Origin of the sequence: Okeania sp. KiyG1, from assembly GCF_014132355.1 — a bacterium.
Taxonomy (GTDB): Bacteria; Cyanobacteriota; Cyanobacteriia; order Cyanobacteriales; family Microcoleaceae; genus Okeania.
The window spans coordinates 1-20268 of record NZ_BLZO01000190.1 but is presented as its reverse complement, the minus strand read 5'-3'; the positions used below and the strand labels follow the sequence as shown (position 1 = coordinate 20268).

Below are 20268 nucleotides of genomic sequence, written 5' to 3'. Positions count from 1 at the left end.
AAAACTGTACTTCATAGGTTAGAGAATTGCTATGGTTGGCGTAGTATCAGAAACAATAATCATTTAAAATTTATGCTGATTTAAAATTAATTCTGCTTGTTCCACTTCTTGACGTAATTACTCCAAATTATGCTCTTCATCAAAAATAGAAATCCCCCATTTATTCATCATTTCTATCATTTTAATCCGAGAAACACCTAAAATTTTTGCAGCCCTACCACTGCTAATTTCTCCTACTTCTAATAAAGCCATTACCGAATAATTAAGGTTTAAAGCCTCTCTTTTCAAGGAGAAACAAGAAAAATTTTTCCTTTGAGTCAATTCTATCCATTTTCAAGGAGAGATAATTATTAATTATTAATTATTAATTATTAATTGTTTAAATATCCTTATTTCGCTTTTTGTAAAGCCTTTTATCTAATCTCACTTGAGAGCTGAATATTTTCCAAACCTTCATCGGAAATTGTTAAAGCCATCTTCAAATTATCCTAATTATACAGTTGAATTTTCTACTTACAGCGTATTCCACTTTGGTGAGGTACAATCATGCGTTTGGTGAGGTACAATCATGCGTTTGGTGAGGTACAATCATGCGTTTGGTGAGGTACAATCATGCGTTTGGTGAGGTACAATCATGCGTTTGGTGAGGTACAATCATGCGAGCAAGATGCTCGCACTGATAAGATTTAATTATTAATATCTGTACTTCTTATGGGAGGAATTTGCTGTAAATCACACTCTACTTTTCTTTCTGACTTATTTTACTAGAGACTTAAAAGCTTAAAATCACTGATATTTTTCAACACAAAACTATTATTTTCTTTAACCAAATCTCCTGAACAAGATACGGGCAAAACTTCTTGGTAACCCTTAATCGCTAAAATATAATCTCGGTCAAATAATTCTGTTTCAATTTTTTTTAGTTTGTTAATAACAACCCCCATTAAAGTAATTTCTCCATTCAGCCCATCGCCTTGAGGAGATTTAATTTCAATAATTAATCCTTGTATTTCAAAGTTGGGCAAATTAGTAATTAATTTCTGGATAATTTCTAGTTGTGGCTTTTCCTCTATTTTTGCTAAATTTTCCACAAGTAAATTCATCGTTATTGGAAAATCTGATACCTCTGGATGTAGCGGTAAAACTAAAGTTAATTTAGAAGATTCAATAGAATTTTTCACCCAAATAATAGCCTGGCTTTCAATTCGTCTTTGCTGCTGCCAACCTTGATTTGTTAAATAATTAGCTACAGTTTCAGGTTGTATATTTTTGAGTAAATCAATATATTTAATAATTAAATTCATAGCCTTTCACCTCTGAAAAAATTTTGCATAATGAATTCTAATTTAGTAGGAGTCAACAGATTATTTCTAGGAATTGAAACTGTAATACTTTCCCGATTTTCTGTAGTTGCAGCTCCCTCTAAAGATAACCAATAACCACAACGTTTTAGACAAAGGGATACCTCAGTTTGTTGTAGCCATTCATTAATCTGTTCCGGAACAATAACAACAATCAAAATAATTGGAGGATAACGATTTTTTAGCCTCAATTCGTTATAGTTTTTGATAGGCAAAGGATAGCGGATTAAATTTTTACTAAAAACATCTTTTGAAGTAAATTTAACTTGAGCTTCAAGAATTTAGAATTTAGAATTTAGAATTTAGAATTTAGAATTACCTCTCCTTGAAAACGGATAGGATTGGATTAAAAGGAATTTTTTTCTTTATTTCTCCATGAATGGAAAGGCTTTATACCTGAATTTTTCGGTAAAGAATAGGAAAGTTTTGTAGTTGGGGCGATTTTAACCTAGTAATAATTAAATCAACTTCTAATTGATCTAAAGGTGTAGTAGTTCTTTCACAAATACAACCTGCAACAGTTGCAACTGCTCGAACATAAGCATAACTAAACTCCTCTTTTTGCAGATTAATTTCCAGTTAATAACTTTGGTAAATAAATTATTATATCAGTTGAAAATTTGCTTAAGATTCGCCGACAAGAAAAAATCCTGCCCAGTAACCAGGTTCGGGATACTTTTCCATTGTAGTTAACATTGCTTGTCGGAGAGCTTGAGCTTTGTTTTGTCCAGCTTGCAGATTTTTATAGAAATCTATCATTAATTCGGAAGTTGTTGAATCAGGAACTTGCCATAGAGAAATAACCACACTGGGAACTCCTGCTCCAACAAACGGACGGGCAATACCTACTACTCCATCAGTGGTAATTTCTCCTAACCCAGTTTCACAAGCACTTAAAACTACTAAATCTGCTGTCAAGTTTAATTGATAAATATCCCATTCTGTTAAAAATCCCCGATCTTGTCCTGAAGGAGCAAAATCTAGACTAGATGGAGTTCCGTGAGTAGCGAGATGTATGATGTTAGAATTGGGCATTAGTCTAGTAATTCTGGATTTTGTTGCTCCTGCACCTGTAATGGGAGTAGTGTTTAGTAGTTGAGCGATCGCTACGGCCTCTATTTCAGCATAGGGTAAAGGACCGCGTTGTGTGCCATCATAATTTATGGCCATAACTGGATTACCTACTACTAAGTTTCGATTGGATAAGTTTGGAGCTTTTTGAGCTTTTTGTTGTTGAGTTAATTGCAGAAGTTTGATGGAGGGAGATACTCGCAGTGTATGTTTTTGAATTAGATATTTATTATCACTTCCTTTTAGGGCGGAAAAGGGAACTCGAAATAATTCAGCATCAGGAATAATAATTACTTCTTCTTCAGGGTTTTTAGGTAATAGTTGAGCTATTGGTTCTATCAAAACTTTGTGCGTTTCTTTTAAACAATCATCAATAATAATTACTTGCTTTTTTTCTTCTTTGTTTTGACAGTTACTTCCTGTTGCAGATTCTGGTAAATCATTTCTTGTACTTCCTCTGACATTGGCAAAAGTATTTCTGGAAAGATTAGCCAAGGAAACTTCTGAGTTTTGATTATTGGAAGTAGTAGTCTTTTGATTATTTATGATAGTAGCAGTAGTTATAAGGGCGGTGAAAAAACTGCTAATTAAAATGAGATTTTGTTGACGAGGAAATATGAGGAAAAGAGGAATTCCGGCAATAATAATTAATAGGAGAATAAAGGTCGCAAGATTAGGAAATGAGTTGGAGTTTTTGTCGGGAGTTAGTGAGTAGCTATTAGATAAAATATGATTATATTTAGAGTTAGCTGAACTGAGTTTTTTATTAACAAAATAAACTTCTCCTGTGGGTTTAACTACCCAGATATAAAGTTGTGGTTCGTAGGTCTGTTTCATCTCAAAATAATTAATACTTCTTGGCATGAAATATTTAACTAACGTTGCATTTTGTTCCTTGGCAATGGCTTTAATTTCATCAATAGTTATAGATGATTCTTGGTTTTTATTGATTAGATAAGAGAGAGTACGAGTACGACCATATTCAGCAAATTCTAAAGCTTCTGTATCTTTTCCTTGCTCGATTCGTAATTCTGTTAACCCATTAGTAAATATTCCAACCCCTCCTTCTAGAGAACCTTCCCATAAACCACCAGTGTTGCCAAATCTCCAGATGTTGGAAAAATTTACTATTGTGTTATTCCATGATTTTTGATCGTTTCTCATGGCTTCAAAAAACTTTTTCTCGGCTGCACCTATTTTGCCTTGTCGGAGTAATGAGAATCCCAACCTTGAGTTAATCAAAGAAAGATTACCTTCTAAGTGTTCGTGTTGGTCTATTGCCTCTATTGAATCTATTGCCTTTTGGTATTGTCTAATTGCTTCGGTATAGTTACCTAATTTAAAATAAATTGATCCTAGTTGTAGATACGATACATGAATATTTTGATGATCATCAGACCTTAGAGACTTTTTCAGAGAATTAATTGCTTTGTTGTATTTTTTTGCACCAAAGTAAGCTTCATGTATTGGGTGCATAATATTTGGAAGTTCTCCTGCTCTTAAGCTTCTTTCACAAGCTTTTACCGCTTTTTCCCAATCTTCGGCAATATTATAACCTAAACATATTCTTGAATTAATTCCACGAATATTTATTTTTAGGGCTTCAATTTTTTCTAAACTTTCTATAATAGCTCTTTTATCTGCTTCAGATATAGGTATTTTATATTGTCTTTTGCCTTCAATGGTTACTAAAAACATATTAATTTCTCCATAGGATGTTTTTTCTGTTATTTCTATTCGGTAAGGGTTACCAACCCACGAATATTGTGCTAAAGCTGAGGGAATAAAAAACTTCTTTTGACTAAAACTTTCTAGAGGATTACCAAGAATAGAAACCAAGGTAATTATTGCTGTTGTTGTTAACTGATAAAGCTTCATAATTAACACTCCTTTAAGTTGAAAAAATAATTCACCAGAATATAGCTATACACAATTTAGTTATTAGCGTTTCTGAAATAGACTGCTGCAAAATTGAGCCTCTGGAAGTAAGTAAAAACTCCTATTGCGACATACGCAATAAAACCACCGAAGCATCAATGAGTAAAAACTCCTATTGCGACATACGCAATAAAACCGCCGAAGGTATTAATGAGTAAAAACTCCTATTGCGACATACGCAATAAAACCGCCGAAGGTATTAATGAGCAAAAACTCCTATTGCGACATACGCAATAAAACCGCCGAAGGTATTAATGAGCAAAAACTCCTATTGCGACATACGCAATAAAACCATCGAAGGTATTAATGAGCAAAAACTCCTATTGCGACATACGCAATAAAACCATCGAAGGTATTAATGAGCAAAAACTCCTATTGCGACATACGCAATAAAACCATCGAAGGTATTAATGAGCAAAAACTCCTATTGCGACATACGCAATAAAACCATCGAAGGTATTAATGAGCAAAAACTCCTATTGCGACATACGCAATAAAACCATCGAAGGTATTAATGAGCAAAAACTCCTATTGCGACATACGCAATAAAACCATCGAAGGTATTAATGAGCAAAAACTCCTATTGCGACATACGCAATAAAACCATCGAAGGTATTAATGAGCAAAAACTCCTATTGCGACATACGCAATAAAACCACCGAAGGTATTAATGAGCAAAAACTCCTATTGCGACATACGCAATAAAACCATCGAAGGTATTAATGAGTAAAAACTCCTATTGCGACATACGCAATAAAACCACCGAAGCATCAATGAGTAAAAACTCCTATTGCGACATACGCAATAAAACCACCGAAGGTATTAATGAGCAAAAACTCCTATTGCGACATACGCAATAAAACCACCGAAGGTATTAATGAGCAAAAACTCCTATTGCGACATACGCAATAAAACCATCGAAGGTATTAATGAGCAAAAACTCCTATTGCGACATACGCAATAAAACCACCGAACCATCAATAAGCAAAAACTCTGATTGCGACATCCGCAATAGAAATATTTCAGACAAAACTCAGATGGAAAATTAACCTTTAAAATGGAAGTTTATATTGATAACTTTCCTCTGACTGCTGCTTATTAAAAATATTAGACAAATTGTAATAAACTCGTTTACCTTCAGCAAAAGTTTTAGGAGGTTTTTCTCCTCTTGATAGTGGTGGTTTTTCACTAGGGATATCATCGTTGTTAATCAAATCTTTTAACACTAAATTTGGATCGTCCTTTGATTCTAAAGTAAAAAGTAAATCGTCATTCTTACAGGAAGCTCCCTTGTATTTTACCGAACATACTACAGGAATTTCCCTATCGGGAACCCAAGTCTCCTTAGTAGCAACAACAAATTTTAATCCGTCTCTATTGTATATATTTTGGAACTGCTGAGATACTATTTCGCATCGCTTTTGTGGTGGATAATCTTCACCAAAATAATCATTATCTAACCTCCAGAAAATAACAATTACTTCTTCATTTGATTGAGTATTTTGTATAATTGTTGCCGGAACATTCCTACCTTTATACTCACCAGTTCCACAAAAGAATCTAACCCCAGTTTTAGGAGTAGACTTTACACTAATTTCTGGAGATGGAAGGGGTATACTTTTTGTTGATTGTGTTTGTGTTTCAGGTTTAAACATATTTACTAGAGGAGGAATAGCTGCAATAAATGTACCAATTCCAGTCATTACAGCAGCTACTGTACTCCAGAATTTTTTCTGATTTTTACTCATCGTTGTAATACAATAGGGCTTTGTTGCAAAATAGAGCAGTAAAACATCTCTAATGGTTACTTGAAATATTAAAATACTCCTTCTTGTACAGGTGAATTTGACCTACTTGAAATTAACTTCAAGATGGCTGCCTAAAATTCCGTAACATTAAAGTTGCTCAATAATTGACGATTTTTTTAAATGTGTTGTTGTGATTTTTAAAGACAGATAATACTACTAGAAAAACTCCACGCATCATTTCACTTACTACCTGTTGAATAAAAATTATTTCTTCCTTATTAACTTCTTCCTTTGACAAGAGCGATCGCCTCTGATATGTGGAACACTATCACCCCAGCAGTCAAAAAGAGGAACTAACAATCGAGTCAATAATGAAATAGTAAGTTTTTTTATCCAATTAATAAATTGAGGTTAGCTAGATTAATCTCAATAAAGTTTAGCGATAAATCACTATTTGCTTAACTTATACCAATTTGATAAATGTTTGCTAAAAATAGCTAGGGTATTTCTTAGAATTTCCGTTTGTCACCGCGAAGCAAACAGCAATTCTGCAATTCAGGAGTCGTATGGGAATATATTTAGTACCAGTTTTTAGGTGGGAAATTCTCTTTTTTGTCAAAGGGAAATTTTCTACAAAATCTTTTTATTGCACTTATTATTAGTAACATTCTTTTTTCACGCTTTATTACTAATAGGACTTACGCATGAGATAGGAAAAACTAGGGTTTGAGATTGCTTTCCGTCCCGGAATGCTCCGCAAACCCTGTCAGTCGCAATGACGAAAATACGTTGTACTGCGTAAGTCCTAACTAATAGATATCTCCAATAATAAAAAATAAAATCAATTATCCCAGATAAATTATCAATTCTTTCCCCCTACTCTGTACAGACGTTGCATGCAACGTCCCTACTGTCTACTCCCTCTTTTCTCACCATAATATAGCAATGTGCGCTGGCTTATGTACAAATTACAAGAACTGTCCAATAGCTAAAAGTCTTACATTGTCGGTTTTTTATTCTCCCTGTTGCCTGTTGCCTGTTGCCTGTTGCCTGTTGCCTGTTGCCTGCGCACAGCGCTATAACTAGCAATAATAGCTACCATCAACCACCAAAGCGTATTAATTTGAGGACGATACCAAACCGTATCCACCAAACCATGAGCCATTAATCCTACCATCGCCACCATTGCCCCAATCAACCAATACCCTTGACGATCGCCTGCATCTCGCAAATGTCTTAAATTTAATACACCTTGATTGAAAGTCACCAACAGCAACCACAAAAAAGCAGTAAAACCAATAAAACCAGTTTCCACAATAATTTCTAAAGGTACCGAATAAGCACTCAAAGCACTGTAACGGGGTCGCTGATAAAGAGGATAGATTTTGTTAAACACATCATTTCCCGGTCCAATACCCAAAACCGGGCGATCGCGAATCATATCAAACACAGACATCCAGACATTCATCCGAAAATTATTACTGCTATCTTGACGACCTGCAAAAACACTAAAAATGCGATAGCGCAAAGGTTCTAATAAAACCACTGCCAGAATTAATAACCCTGCAAAACTTCCCACAGCTATTGGCAGCGACCAAGTTTGCCAAAAACTGGGCATATAGATGCTCCACCAATACCACATTAAAATTAACAGAGCAAACATCAAAGCTATAAACCCTATCCAACTGCCTCTACTACCTGTATAACGCAAACAAGCACAATTCACTAGCAACATTGTTACTGCCAGAAATTTCTGTGGCCAACTACGCCAGGCAAAAATTGCGACAAAGCTCAAAGCAATGGCAGGCAGCAAATATCCACCTAATAAATTAGGATTTCCCAAATAACTATACACGCGAGTCACACCAGCTTGAGCAGAAGTAGGATCGTTCCAGGTAGCAAGGGGTTCAACTTTGTCTATCCATTGACGAATACCGTAGAAACTAACTACCAAAGAAACCAATAAATATATACTAATTAACCAAGAGCGGAGTTTAGGCGATCGTAATACCATTGCTCCTAAAACAAATAACAATAGATAAAGAGTTAACTTCACCCATCCACTAAAAGCAGCCGTTCTTGCGGGCGAAGTTGCCATTGCTAATGTGGCAATACCCCAATAAACGAATATCAGTAGATGAATGGGAGTTAAATATTCCTGAGTATTATCTGAGACGGCAAGCAATACCCAAAACCCGGCACCAGCAAGTAATAATAAACCTATCAGAGCAGTATTTACGAAAGGAGCTAGACTAAATACAATTGCCAGCAAGACAAAACCCAGAGCTTCTCCCCATTGCATTAACCAACTACCTCGTCGCCAGTTATGGAGAGAACCATTAATTAAACCATAGAGGTAGCTAGCATTTAGCCATGGAGAGTTAGAAAAAGAAAGATTAGTTAATGTTAACTTCTGCCAAACTGAGTTCATATTATTATCAATTGGATAAATAATCTTACAAAATAATATAAGCCAATCAAGAAAGTTATATTTGAGAAAAATATAGCACTACAAAAATTGGTTAAGATATTTTTCAATCCTGTTAGCGGAGTTTTTCCGCACCGAAAACCCTTTTACCGAATAATTAAGGTTTAAAGCCTCTACTTTATTTAAAGGAGAAAAAGCGGTCGTTTTGCTTCGCATAACTACGTTAACGGCTGTCGCCGACATGTTTGCGTAGCATTCCGTAGGAAAAAGCGCAGCTTCCCGTAGGGTGGGATGGCAAGGTCTCCTCGCCATATCCAATCGACCAAGAGAAGAAAAAATTTTCCTTAAGCTTCAATTCTCTCCTTGAAAAGAAGAGGTAATTGTTAATTATTAATTATTAATTATTCATTATTCATTATTGAAAGTTCCCTACTTATAAAGTGGCAGAGTTAAGATATATCGATAGCCTAATTCTGTAGAACCTTGAACCCAGAAAGAGCCACCATTTTGTTCTACTAACTGACAACTTAATAGTAATGCTAATAGATCGCGGGTAGGTTCAGCTGCAAAATTTTCTGTTGACGTTTTGTCAAAAACTATTGTTGTTAGTTCATCAAATGTTATCTGTAATCTATTTAGCATTAAGCTAGACTGATTATCCTGGTTTTCAATCTCTAATAACTTTTGGGAATATAGTTGAGCATGAGGAAGATTATCTCCCAGAATAGGATGAGAAACCCACAGTGCAATATTAAATTCTTCTCGCTTTTCAGACAAATGAATTTTGAGTCCACTCCCTGAACCTGTAGATTTAATGACACTATAAATTAAGTTGTATAATGTTTGCTCTAAAGCTGTTTTATCAAAAAAACAAACCCGATCGCTGGACCCAGCTAATAACTGAATCTTTATCTGCTGATGAACTGTTTCTGGTTCTAGGTCTCTTAATATCTGCTGACAGACATTTTTCACATCAACAGGAGTTTTGTCTGAATATTGGCCAGACTCATCCAGTTTTGTTAAGGCAATAATTTCTTCAACTAGCAATTTTAAATATCGACTTCTTTCATTAATAACTCCTACATATTCTCTCTGTTTATCAGTTAGAGAACCATATATTTCTTTATTTAAAACACTTGCCATCCCCATCACAGAAGTTAATGGGGTTAACATTTCTTGGCTCAAAATACTGAGTAGCTTATTTTTAATTAAATTAGAAGACTTAGTAATAGATTCTTTATTCATTACAAAAAATTAGATGGGAGATATTTGTTGTCAAGTTTTAGACTTAGTAACATTAATTAACCGCAATGTAGGGATGTTGCATCCAACCTCCTATGGATGTTGGGGAAAGATTGTTTATTACAGTTATTTAATGAGACATAATATTATTAGTTGTACTAATTCACTCAAAAATTTTACGAATAATTCAACACTTGGTACGTGAAATAATTTTCTAAATTTATTTTCAGTGAACGCTCTTAGTCTATATATTCATGATTTTAATTTTTAACTTTTGATATCTGTTTAAGTAGGGCTTGCTGATTAAATATCAAAGCATTTATAGATAAAGGTTTTAGCCTTTTTCGCTCTGGAAAAAGTACCTAGTTTTTAGCTCTTTATGCTCAAAAGTCAGCATTTTGGGCAGGAGAGTAGCCCAAAATTACTCCCCTACTCCCCGCTCCCCTACTCCCCTACTCCCCTACTCCCCTACTCCTTAAAAAAGACTTTTTCAGCAAACCCTAAGTAGTTATACTAAATTAATTGTATACTTTATAGGGCGGTAGGGCATTCCGTTCTTAGAGCTTCGTGGAGTCCGACGCAATAGCGGGACTGCGAAACGAGAAGCCCACGCTATACCTTAAGGTTGGCGTTGGAGTATGTCACAACTACTACTAAAGTGTATAAGTAGGGCTTGCTGATTAAATCTCAAAGCATTGACTGATATTGGTTTTAGGCTTTTTATATGTTGAAAAAGTATGAGCTTTTCAGCAAGCGTAGGTTACAAAAGTGAGCATTTTCGGGTAGCACGCAGCCGAAAAATCACTCTTACTATTGTTTTGGCCACTGATTCTGTAATTCCCATTTCTTCTGCGTCCTAACTACTGCCTTTTTCCCCTCCACGGTCGGGGTTAGGGGTGGGTCCCTACAAAGAGCAAAAAGACTTTCCATAAGCAAACTCTGAGTAGGGCTTGCTGAATAAATATCAAAGCATTTACAGGTAAAGGTTTTAGACTTTTTAGGTCTAGAAATTGTACCTGGTTTTCAGCTCTTCATGCTCATGCATGGAGCGTATTTTGGGCGAGAGTTGGGCAAAAAAAATCTCCCCTACTCCCCTACTCCCCTACTCCCCTACTCCCCTACTCCCCACTCCCCTACTCCATAAAGTACTGCTTTTCATCCCTATCTACCATTAGATATCTACGGGAGCAGGGCTAACTTAAATGTTCAATTGACCTTTTGCACAAATACCGATCATCTAATGGTTTCTTCTAGGGCCTTTTGCAAATCTTGAGTTAGTTCTGATACGGCTGTACGACGTTTAGCTTTGTAACTCTCCCAACGCTGAGAAACAGAAATTGGTTTTCCTACTGTCATGTATACTCTTTGTTTTCCTAATTTCGGACGCTTGAGAAAACTACCACCCTTAATACGATTAATCATATCCCAGAACAGTAGAGCTATATCAGCAAATCTGTCTATTGTCGGTTTTTCGGTAATATATTTGCCACTAACTGCAACAAAACTTTCGACTAATCTCATGTGCCACATTTGTAGACTAGCCTCTTGTGCAAGTCGATCTGCAAGAGCTCTGTCTAAAGTAGAAAGAGTTGCTAAATCTTCAATATCTTCTCTGTATATAAAATTCCAACCCGCTTGCTCTAAACGACGACAACGATCTATAAAATTACCGTTGGCCTTAATATGAAAATATTCTTCTGCCACTTCTAAAGCAACATTGAGAAGAGAATTGAGGCGAGTGGCGATCGCTTCATTAATTTGGTCATCTGTTAAAGATTGTTGGGAATAACTTTCTTGAGTCAACTCAGGTAACTTTCGGTGGTAGAACTTTCTATAAAATTCTTCCATTTTTGCTAATAAATGACCTGCTAATCTCAAAAGTCGTTGGTATAGTGCAGAAGGTGCTAGTTTTTGCTGATGAGAAAGATTTTCTGAACCTGAAAACAAACCACTATCTTTTTCGAGCTTAGTTAAAAGTTGCTCTACATTTTCCCATGGTTCACCCAAGTATTTGTATTGAATACCTATTGGCACAATAAAAACTTCTTCAGAGCGAGTTGCTTGATGTATATCCTCAACACACCAAAATCCCATCTGGGCAATACCAGGCTCTAAGGGACTAACTTTTTCATTATGGCCATTAGTAGCTCCTTCTGGAGCAGCCATCATTGGTAAACTGCCATTGGCAAACAATTCACGAGCTGATTTTAGTCCCTGACGGTCTATTTTTCCTCGGTGAATTGAACTTCCTCCTAAATATGAATACCATTTACCTACAAAATCACCAGCCCATAAAGGAATACCTCGGTCAAAGATGAAATGATAGTGGAGAAGGGATGGAAGGGTAATTCCTTGTTGTTTAGCAAATTTGGGCAATAGATACCAGATCATATATCCCATACAGTAAGGGTCGTCGGCATTAGGATGACGGAATGCCATCAGAAAGCGGTTTTTCCCCTGATGGAAGTTTTGATATAGTTGGGCTAGGGTTTCTAGGTTATCTGCTTGTATGTCGGCGACAGAGACTTGGTACTTTAGCCACCAAGGTAACATTAGCTTTGTACCTTGTCGTACCAGGGGCTTAAAGTTGGGTGGAATAAATTTTAGGGGTGGTTGAACCTGGATAGTTGAGTGGGACATTAAAATTTATCAGTTACTTATAGGTTAAATTTGACACTCCCGCCGTTAAATCAAAAATTATGACGGGAGTCCTCTTGCAATATTTTTTAGATAGATTGTCCTGCGAGCTATTTGCCTATTCCCTAGTCTCTAATGCTTCTACCCTTTTTTCTAGTAATAGTATTCTATGAATTAGAGGGGTACTATCTTTATCCTCTAAATATTCTGCTAATGCACTTACCACTACTTCTGTTTGAGACATCTTTGTTTGATTAATATAATCCTTAAGTTTTCGCATAAGTGGAAAAGGAATTCTCACAGCAATCTGAGACTTTTTTCGAGGACTATCTCCTTTTTCCTTTGGGGTAACGCTCGAAGGATCTACTGCCTCTGAAGGATAAGAAGTTCCACCTCTATAGTTTTCATAATCTTTATCCTTAAGATAAAAATACCTCCTGTAATAATATTTACGTCCTGTAGGTTCATCAATAAAACTTGGTGCTGCCTTATCTTCTAAGTTTGCATAACCAATTATTTTCGCCCCACCTTTAGACATTTTTGACAACTGAGAATTAGATATACCTTGTTTTTTAGCAAAGTCCCCACTGCACTGTCTGACCCAAGGATATTTACTAGGATCGTCAAGCCAGATAATTTCTTTTTCATGCTCGAAACATTCTGGTCCAATTATTTCTGCCATTACTGTTTTTCTTTTTTATGAATATAGATATAACTACTATAAATTAGTTTGACACCGTATGGCAAAGTATAACAAAACTTTAATGCAAATCAGGATTTACGCAAATTGACTGCAAAACCACCATCTGTAGCGGTAAATGCCATTCGCTATCTCTATATATAGAGTCTCTGCGTAAGTCCTGACAACTTTAATGATCTAGAGAATATTTCTAGACTTTTCAGCTTGAGTGACCAAAAAGTTAAGACTTTGGGCAGACAAGCACAGAAAGATACAGGTACAATTAATTAATTATTCCTCCTACTTTCTCTTTCTTCCCACACTTCCCACACTCCCCACCCTCCCCACACTCCCCACACTCCCCATCTCCCTACTCCCATTCTTCTAATTTTTCTATCCAATTTTGCAATAAATTATTAATTTGTTCTCGTCGAGTTTCAAAACTTGCAGCTATCCAAATCAAGGCAATTCCTACTATTAAACCTATTATCCATTTGAAAAAAGAGTAAAGAGAGTTCAGAACAATTAGTTGGTTAAAAGCAAGGAAAATTTTTTCTTGTTTCTCGTTTAAAGAAGAGGCTTTAAACCTTAATTATTCGGTAAAATCAAAAGTAATACAGCAATCCTTCATTTCATTTAACGGTTATCAGTTATCAGTACCTTTGCAATAAGGATACTTGACATTAAGGAAAATTATTTTTTTATCCTCTTAAAAGGGGATGCTTTAGACCACAATCTCTTGGCAAATAACTATTTATAAATTATTTATACACAAACATATTGTTTTGATTTTTTTTCATATAGAATCTGCCTATCTAATATATCTTTTATATCTTTAATAATTCTATAATTACTTCAATATTCAATCTCCCCTACTCCCCTACTCCCTGACCTATCCGTGTATCCGTGCCATAATCCGTGTGAGCCACTCCCTACTCCCACTCTTCTAGTTCTTTTATCCAATTTTGCAATAAGTTATTAATTTGTTCTCGTCGAGTTTCAAAACTTGCAGCTATCCAAATAAAGATAATTCCTACTATTAAACCGATTATCCATTTGAAAAAGAGTAAAGATAATTTAGGACAATTAGTTGATTAAAAGCATTGATTAAAAATGTGACTGTTCCTACATAAAGAAAAGCTCTAGTTCGTAAACCTAATCCTGCGAAAATGGCAATTACACTAATTATTCCTGGTAGTAAACCAGTCCATTGATTTTCTAATAAAGCTATAAAACAAATTATTCCACTGCCAAAAATTCGTAAGTTATGCCGAATATTTCTGTTTTTAGGTAATTTCAGAATTGGATCGACTTTAGCTATATAAAGTAATGATAATCCGATGGGAGTAATGTAAATTAATGTCTGAAGAGATGCTCCTAAATTATTTAGCCAAATTACAAAAGCACAATTAATTAAACCGACACTAATATAAGTTAATCGTATTTGCCGATCTACTTTGGCAATTACAATATAAAATCCGGCTGTTATCAGAATTGAAGCATACCAATACCAAGGTGGAGGGGTGTCTAATCTTAAGTTGGTAAGAAATATAGTTACTATTGGCATAATTACAGCAATTCGTCGCCAAGGTTGTAGAGGCCATCCCCAATTTTCCCAAGGTAATAAATAGATAAAGTAAGAAATTATGGCAGTTATTGCACTTAGCCAATATAGTAAAGTTTCGGTGATGGAAAGTAGGTTAATTATATAGATAGCAACAGCATATCCTTCTAAAGCTCCTACATAAATCCAGGTTTTTGCTTGTTGTAAATTGGAATTATTTTTGCCTTGCATAATTGCATAGCGAGTCAAAAGTATTGCTGTGGTTAATCCTAATATTGGATTGGATTTGAGATTAAGTATTGCTAATAAAAGTAAGATTGAGCTGCTGACTGCCCAATGTATATTGGCAATATTTTTAATTTCTGTTTCTGTGATTTTTAAGTAATCTAATAACCAAGGAGATAATAATCGATAACTGTAAGTGATGGTTGTTCCAAGACTGGCATAAGCAATTAATTTATCTGCTAATGGCAGGGAATAAGTTTGATATAAAAGTAGTTCGGCAGCAGCACAGGATATTCCGAGAATACCTAAGTACAATATTGGTTTTAATGTGGTTTTTCTCCTGCCTATTCCAATCAATATAAATGATAGAGCTAAGGAAGTTAAACCAGTCCAATTTTCAAAAGTACCTACGCGGAATAAAGTACCTAAAATACCATAAAGTAATGGCATTATTTGCCAGCATCTAGGCAAATTATTAATACCTAATTTTCTTTGTAACCAATCTCCTAAAATTTGAGTCGATAATCCTAATCCAATATTAGCGATCGCGATAGCGGTGCGGAGCACAATCGCTAAATTTATTGCTGATTTATCTACAAAGCCTAAAGTTTCAACTATTAGTAATTCTAAAGCCCAACCAAAACTATAAACTGTGGGGGTAGACTGAACAAAATTATTGAGACTAAATGTAATTGATGAGTTTTCTGCTGTTTGTTTAATTGAGCCTCGATAGCCAATGGCAAATAAGAGCAAAATAGTAGAAGTAATTACTGTGATTGAGGGATTAATAGTTTGCCAATAAATGCCGAAAGAGTGGATTGTTAAGAATATTAATTCTAAACCACAGAGGATAATTGCCCAACCATCTATTGCTTGAGTATAAATATTAAATAACTGCCCTGGTAATCTAATTATTCGAGAGTACAAAAACCATAAAGTTACTAAAAATATACTAATGGTTAATAACCATCCCGCTCCAGAAACAGGAGATAAACCTAACACACCTTCACCCAGGCAAAAACTTACGAAAATTAAGACAAAGCCTACTGTAATATTTGCTGCTGTTTGAGTTAATAAGTATTTAGTATTAATCAACATTAAAATTGTGCCTAAACCCAAACCAATTAATCGAGTTTCTGGCTGCCATAAAGTTAAAGTTTGTAGCATAATTACAGCAGCCACACTTAAGCCACTTGCTCTTTTTCTTAAAGATATTATTTTATTATTTTCTTTTGGGTTTAATACCCCACCGTCACCTGTGGTGTTTACAATTGGTTGGAGTTTGAGTCCCCATCCACTTTTTCCAATTTCCATCCTTTCTTCTTCCTTCTTCTTTCTTCCTTCTTCAAAGGTTTGAGTCCCCATCCACTTTTTCCAAGTTTGCTCCTTCCTTCTTCCTTCTTCCTTCTTCCTTCTTCCTTCTTCTTTCTTCCTTCTTCCTTCTTCTTTCTTCCTTCTTCCTTCTTCACTAGCAATAATTGTTAGAGCTAGAGGTGTAATAAACCAAATAATTCCCCATTTTGCTGATAATTGACAATTCATAACCATGCAAAGATCGGATGGAAAAATTTCTAACTTACTCAACCATAAAATATAACTAATAACTGCTAAAACTAAACCAAGATGCCAAGAACTGAAACAGAAACAATTTAATAGTGAAATAGAGGATGTGGGTATGACTATTCTTGCTTCTGCTGTTATCTTTGTCTGTAAGCTAAATATTCCCCATTCAGCCACCATAATTACTGATAAAATTATTGCCCACATTTCTAAACTTATACTAGGCAAGAAATAATTAATCCCAGAAAATATTGATAATAAACCAGTTATATGAGTTAGATAAACAAGACTAACTTTGATAGGTTGACGACGAGAGGTAAAAATAGCAAGAGTAATAGTTGAACCTAAGAAGTTGAGAAATATAACTAGAGGATTTTGCCAAGATAATATATTTAAAAATATTCCAAAACCTAAGCAAATTTTCTCGCTAAACTTAGCTAGGTTAATTTGTTGACGACGATAAATCCAATCTGTCGCCCAGACCATAAATATTAAGTAGGGAAACCAAGCTAAACTGAGCAATGATTCAGGTGAATTTTGGGCGTTAAAAAATTGAGTTGTTGTAGTAATTAACGTTTGTCTAGTTGGAACTGGAATTAATCGCCATCCTAACCAAGTTGTTTGTAAACCAATCAGAAAAATTGCAGATAAGTCAAGACCTCGCCAAGATTTTTGCAGATTTTCTGCTAGTAAGAATAAACCAATAATACTAATGATGAATGCCTGCCAAGGTTGAGCAACTACAGAAACTAACCACCCGATTAACAGTAAACTAATCCCAATCCGATTTTGTACAAATAATTTGCTTTTAATCTGATTATTCTGTAATAAAATCCATCCACTTATTCCTAAAGCTAATCCTAATTTTGTAATATCTACATTGGCAACAAAAATTGCTCGAACTAACAAAATTCCTAAAGCATAAATTACTATCGCAATTCCTGTTAATGGCTCGCCAGTAGTAGTTTGATTTTCAACCTCTCTGATTTTTGTACTAGATGGAATTTGGTTCTGATAAATAGTAGCGATCGCTGTACCAATAACTCCTAAATAAATTGCCAAAATTGGAAATCCTGAAAATCTCCAACCATAATGTAAATAACTCAGACTTAATAAGTTCAGCGAAGCAATTGAAATCCAATTTGTAGAGACAGAATTATTAAATTTTTTATCTTTTTCTTTTGGATTTAATAACTCGCCATCTACAGGGTCTTCACAATTGCTTGAGGTTTGAGTCCCCATCCACTTATTCCCTCTTCCTTCTTCCTTCCTCCTTCTTCCTTCTTCCTTATTCCTTCTTCCTTCTTCAACAAAGTAAATGATTATGCTAGTGAGTAAGAGAGAAGCGATCGCTACTATTAACCATTCCCCAATATTTCCCCACAAACCCAAACCATCTATTGCCCAAAAATTTACAGGTACTAACAGTAATGTCACCAATCGTAACGTCTCAGAGGTTAATCGCAAACCTCCAACTTTTCTAGTGAAAAATGTCGCCCCCCAAAAGCATAATGTATATGCCAAAAGTACTAAATATTGTCCGGTGGGTGGAAATTTTTCCCACTGACTAGCAGCAAGTAATCCAGAAGATATAACCACCATAAATAAACCTAAAAAAAGCAGCCATCGGAGGCTAATTTCTGCCATCAATGACTGTAATAATTGAGCGATTAAATTAGGAGATTTTTTGGTGGAAGTATTAGAAGTAGTAGAGGGTAAATCTGTTTCTTTTTGAGTTGTTTGGATATTAGTTACTAATGTAAGATTAGTTTCGATAAGTTGTGGTTGTGGCAGTGGAGAACTTAAATATTTTTGGCATAGTTTCCTAACTTCATCATCGGAAATTAAACCTAAGCGTAACCAAATATCTAAACCTTCTAATAGTTGTGGATGAGTTCGATCGATATTGATTAACATTCAATTTTATAGCGCGTAGCGCTAGGGAATAGGGAATAGGGAATAGGGAATAGAAAAGAATAAAAACAACTGTACCTCATAGCTTCGGAAACTGCTATATTAATTATACATATTAAACGACTTATAGAGTAAGCATTCAGCCATCAGCTATTAGCTAGCCTCCTATGGTCGGAACGTAAGCATTCAGCGGTCAGCAATCAGCAATCAGCTATTAATTCACTGCCTTTATAGCAGGAATTAGTATTGAGAAGTTTAAGGATAATTCAAAGTATTGAAAAAATAATAACCTTGACCTTAGCAGTGTATATTCATTATTTATGAAACAGCTAAAAGCTGAATGCGAGCTAGCTGAATACTTACGTCGGAACTGCGTTAACAGCTATTAATGTTGAGGAAGATTAAAGCAACCTTTAAAATTGAGATGCACCCTAAAAGTTACTGGCAAAGTTCCCTTATTAAACCTTAGAAGTAATGACTCATGACTCATTACTAATTGCTGACTGCTGACTGCTAATAGCTGAATGCTTACCTTATAGAAGTCTGGGATTTAAACCCAAGCTTCTCAGATACCATTATAAATCTCCAGAAAAGAGGGAGTAGGGAGAAATAATTGATAATTTATATGGAATAATTGATTTTATTTTTGATTATTGGAGATGTCTATTACATAAGCAAAAATTTTTAGGCTGATAGCTGATAGCTAATAACTGATAGCTAGTTAAGCAATTTTCGCTAAAGGTTCTGAAAAGAAAACAACTTTACCTCCATAAGCACGATATAAATTTTCTTCCTGCAATACAACCTGCCGCTCGCCAACAGCAATTAACTCTTTATTTAACAGAATCAAATCATCAAAATTAGTAATAGATTCCCCTAAATCATGATTAACAACTATGACAATTTTTCCAGCATTTGCTAATTCATGAAAAATCCCAAAAATAATATTTTCCGTTTTCTGGTCAACCCCAACAAAAGGTTCATCAAAACAAAAAATATCAGCTTCCTGAGCTAATGACCGTGCTAAAAATACCCGTTGCTGCTGACCGCCAGAAAGTTGACCAATGGGGCGATCGCGATAACCATCCATCCCCACTCTGGCCAATGCCTCCATCCCTATCTGCCGACTCACTGTAGAAAAGCGACGAAACCAACCTGTTTTGACTACCCGCCCCATCATTACCACATCCCAGACAGTGGCCGGATAAGTCCAATCAATTTGCGACCGCTGAGGTACATAAGCAATTACTTTTAACTGCTCTGAAAGAGGTTTGTCATTATAGATAATAGAACCCTCAGTTACAGGAATTAACCCTAACATTCCCTTCAAGAGGGTACTTTTACCTGCACCATTTGGTCCAATAATACCAGTTAATTTTCCTGCTTGTACCTGTAGGGTAATGTCTCGCAACGCTTCAACGGTACGATAATAGACTCTTAAATGACTTACTGTAATTTTAGTTTGATTCATTAATTTTAGATTCCTATAAATTATCGCTTTTGATTCCTGGAAATATTCCCTAATATCATGTTTCTTTGAATACCCACAATAAAAAATTTAGGGAACAGGGAACAGGGAACAGGGAAAAATTTATCGGAGAAAAGATTTTTATTATGGCGTTCTTAATGAGACTTGATATAACTATTCCCCTTTCTATAACTCAAGAAAGAGGCAGATTCGAGCGAAAAGAACTTTAAAATAAAGGTGTGCATCAAAAATCTGTTCCGGAATATATCAGTCGAAGCAAAGGTTAGGACAGTTCAAAAGTTTAAAACTCAGACAAAGTAATACTTTTCCTTCTTCCTTCTTCCTTCTTCTTCCTTCTTCCTTCTTCCTTCTTCCTTCTTTCTTCTGCCACATCAAAAATATGAAAACAATATGATATACATTATGAAAGGAA

At 35.2% G+C, this 20268-nt stretch carries 12 protein-coding genes; 1 reads left to right on the top strand and 11 read right to left on the bottom strand.

The genetic code is table 11. The features are described from left to right. Nucleotides 1-117: 117 nt before the first annotated feature. The 7 genes from SAGCYANO_RS42615 to SAGCYANO_RS42585 all read right to left on the bottom strand — a co-directional run bounded on the left by SAGCYANO_RS42615 (nt 118) and on the right by SAGCYANO_RS42585 (nt 9791). Complete coding sequence (locus SAGCYANO_RS42615; protein WP_237397246.1) at nt 118-321, bottom strand: UPF0175 family protein; 204 nt, start codon at nt 319-321, stop codon at nt 118-120. A 443-nt stretch (nt 322-764) separates the two neighbouring features. Beyond that, nucleotides 765-1304, bottom strand: coding sequence for a hypothetical protein (locus SAGCYANO_RS42610; RefSeq protein ID WP_202225530.1), 540 nt, complete (start codon nt 1302-1304; stop codon nt 765-767). After that, nucleotides 1301-1642: a DUF4365 domain-containing protein gene (locus tag SAGCYANO_RS42605; RefSeq protein ID WP_202225538.1), complete on the bottom strand. Its 342-nt coding sequence runs from the start codon at nt 1640-1642 to the stop codon at nt 1301-1303. Before SAGCYANO_RS42605 ends, SAGCYANO_RS42610 begins: the two co-directional genes overlap by 4 nt. A 343-nt stretch (nt 1643-1985) precedes the next feature. Next, on the bottom strand, nt 1986-4310 hold the full coding sequence (locus tag SAGCYANO_RS42600) for a CHAT domain-containing protein (protein ID WP_202225529.1): 2325 nt from the start codon (nt 4308-4310) through the stop codon (nt 1986-1988). Between the two features lie 1112 nt (nt 4311-5422). Next, the gene (locus tag SAGCYANO_RS42595; RefSeq protein WP_237397245.1) at nt 5423-6118 is read right to left on the bottom strand and encodes a COP23 domain-containing protein; all 696 of its coding nucleotides are present in this window, start codon (nt 6116-6118) and stop codon (nt 5423-5425) included. Between the two features lie 997 nt (nt 6119-7115). Further along, nucleotides 7116-8549 (bottom strand): IctB family putative bicarbonate transporter, encoded by a 1434-nt coding sequence (locus tag SAGCYANO_RS42590; RefSeq protein ID WP_202225528.1) that lies wholly within the window; start codon nt 8547-8549, stop codon nt 7116-7118. 426 nt (nt 8550-8975) lie between these two features. After that, entirely contained in the window at nt 8976-9791 is an 816-nt protein-coding gene (locus SAGCYANO_RS42585) for a sensor histidine kinase KdpD (protein ID WP_202225527.1), read from the bottom strand. A 13-nt stretch (nt 9792-9804) separates the two neighbouring features. Between SAGCYANO_RS42585 and SAGCYANO_RS42580 the strand changes: the two genes are divergently transcribed. Further along, nucleotides 9805-9993, top strand: coding sequence for a hypothetical protein (locus SAGCYANO_RS42580; RefSeq protein ID WP_202225526.1), 189 nt, complete (start codon nt 9805-9807; stop codon nt 9991-9993). A 1028-nt stretch (nt 9994-11021) separates the two neighbouring features. On the opposite strand, the gene SAGCYANO_RS42575 is transcribed toward SAGCYANO_RS42580, so the two are convergent. From SAGCYANO_RS42575 to SAGCYANO_RS42560, 4 genes are all read right to left on the bottom strand, one after another. Then, nucleotides 11022-12428, bottom strand: coding sequence for a 1-acyl-sn-glycerol-3-phosphate acyltransferase (locus SAGCYANO_RS42575; protein WP_202225525.1), 1407 nt, complete (start codon nt 12426-12428; stop codon nt 11022-11024). Nucleotides 12429-12543: 115 nt separating this feature from the next. Continuing rightward, nucleotides 12544-13107: a DUF6009 family protein gene (locus SAGCYANO_RS42570; RefSeq protein WP_202225524.1), complete on the bottom strand. Its 564-nt coding sequence runs from the start codon at nt 13105-13107 to the stop codon at nt 12544-12546. A 1045-nt stretch (nt 13108-14152) separates the two neighbouring features. After that, nucleotides 14153-18370 (bottom strand): hypothetical protein, encoded by a 4218-nt coding sequence (locus tag SAGCYANO_RS42565; protein WP_202225539.1) that lies wholly within the window; start codon nt 18368-18370, stop codon nt 14153-14155. A gap of 718 nt (nt 18371-19088) precedes the next feature. Beyond that, the gene (locus tag SAGCYANO_RS42560) at nt 19089-19838 is read right to left on the bottom strand and encodes a metal ABC transporter ATP-binding protein (protein WP_202225523.1); all 750 of its coding nucleotides are present in this window, start codon (nt 19836-19838) and stop codon (nt 19089-19091) included. Nucleotides 19839-20268 lie beyond the last annotated feature (430 nt).

Bases quoted from the DNA above. Each gene is read 5' to 3' on its own strand.
- SAGCYANO_RS42570 (WP_202225524.1), bottom strand. From the start codon at position 13,107: ATGGCAGAAATAATTGGACCAGAATGTTTCGAGCATGAAAAAGAAATT.
- SAGCYANO_RS42560 (WP_202225523.1), bottom strand. From the start codon at position 19,838: ATGAATCAAACTAAAATTACAGTAAGTCATTTAAGAGTCTATTATCGT.
- SAGCYANO_RS42565 (WP_202225539.1), bottom strand. From the start codon at position 18,370: ATGTTAATCAATATCGATCGAACTCATCCACAACTATTAGAAGGTTTA.
- SAGCYANO_RS42580 (WP_202225526.1), top strand. From the start codon at position 9,805: ATGGGAGATATTTGTTGTCAAGTTTTAGACTTAGTAACATTAATTAAC.
- SAGCYANO_RS42585 (WP_202225527.1), bottom strand. From the start codon at position 9,791: ATGAATAAAGAATCTATTACTAAGTCTTCTAATTTAATTAAAAATAAG.
- SAGCYANO_RS42595 (WP_237397245.1), bottom strand. From the start codon at position 6,118: ATGAGTAAAAATCAGAAAAAATTCTGGAGTACAGTAGCTGCTGTAATG.
- SAGCYANO_RS42590 (WP_202225528.1), bottom strand. From the start codon at position 8,549: ATGAACTCAGTTTGGCAGAAGTTAACATTAACTAATCTTTCTTTTTCT.
- SAGCYANO_RS42610 (WP_202225530.1), bottom strand. From the start codon at position 1,304: ATGAATTTAATTATTAAATATATTGATTTACTCAAAAATATACAACCT.
- SAGCYANO_RS42600 (WP_202225529.1), bottom strand. From the start codon at position 4,310: ATGAAGCTTTATCAGTTAACAACAACAGCAATAATTACCTTGGTTTCT.
- SAGCYANO_RS42575 (WP_202225525.1), bottom strand. From the start codon at position 12,428: ATGTCCCACTCAACTATCCAGGTTCAACCACCCCTAAAATTTATTCCA.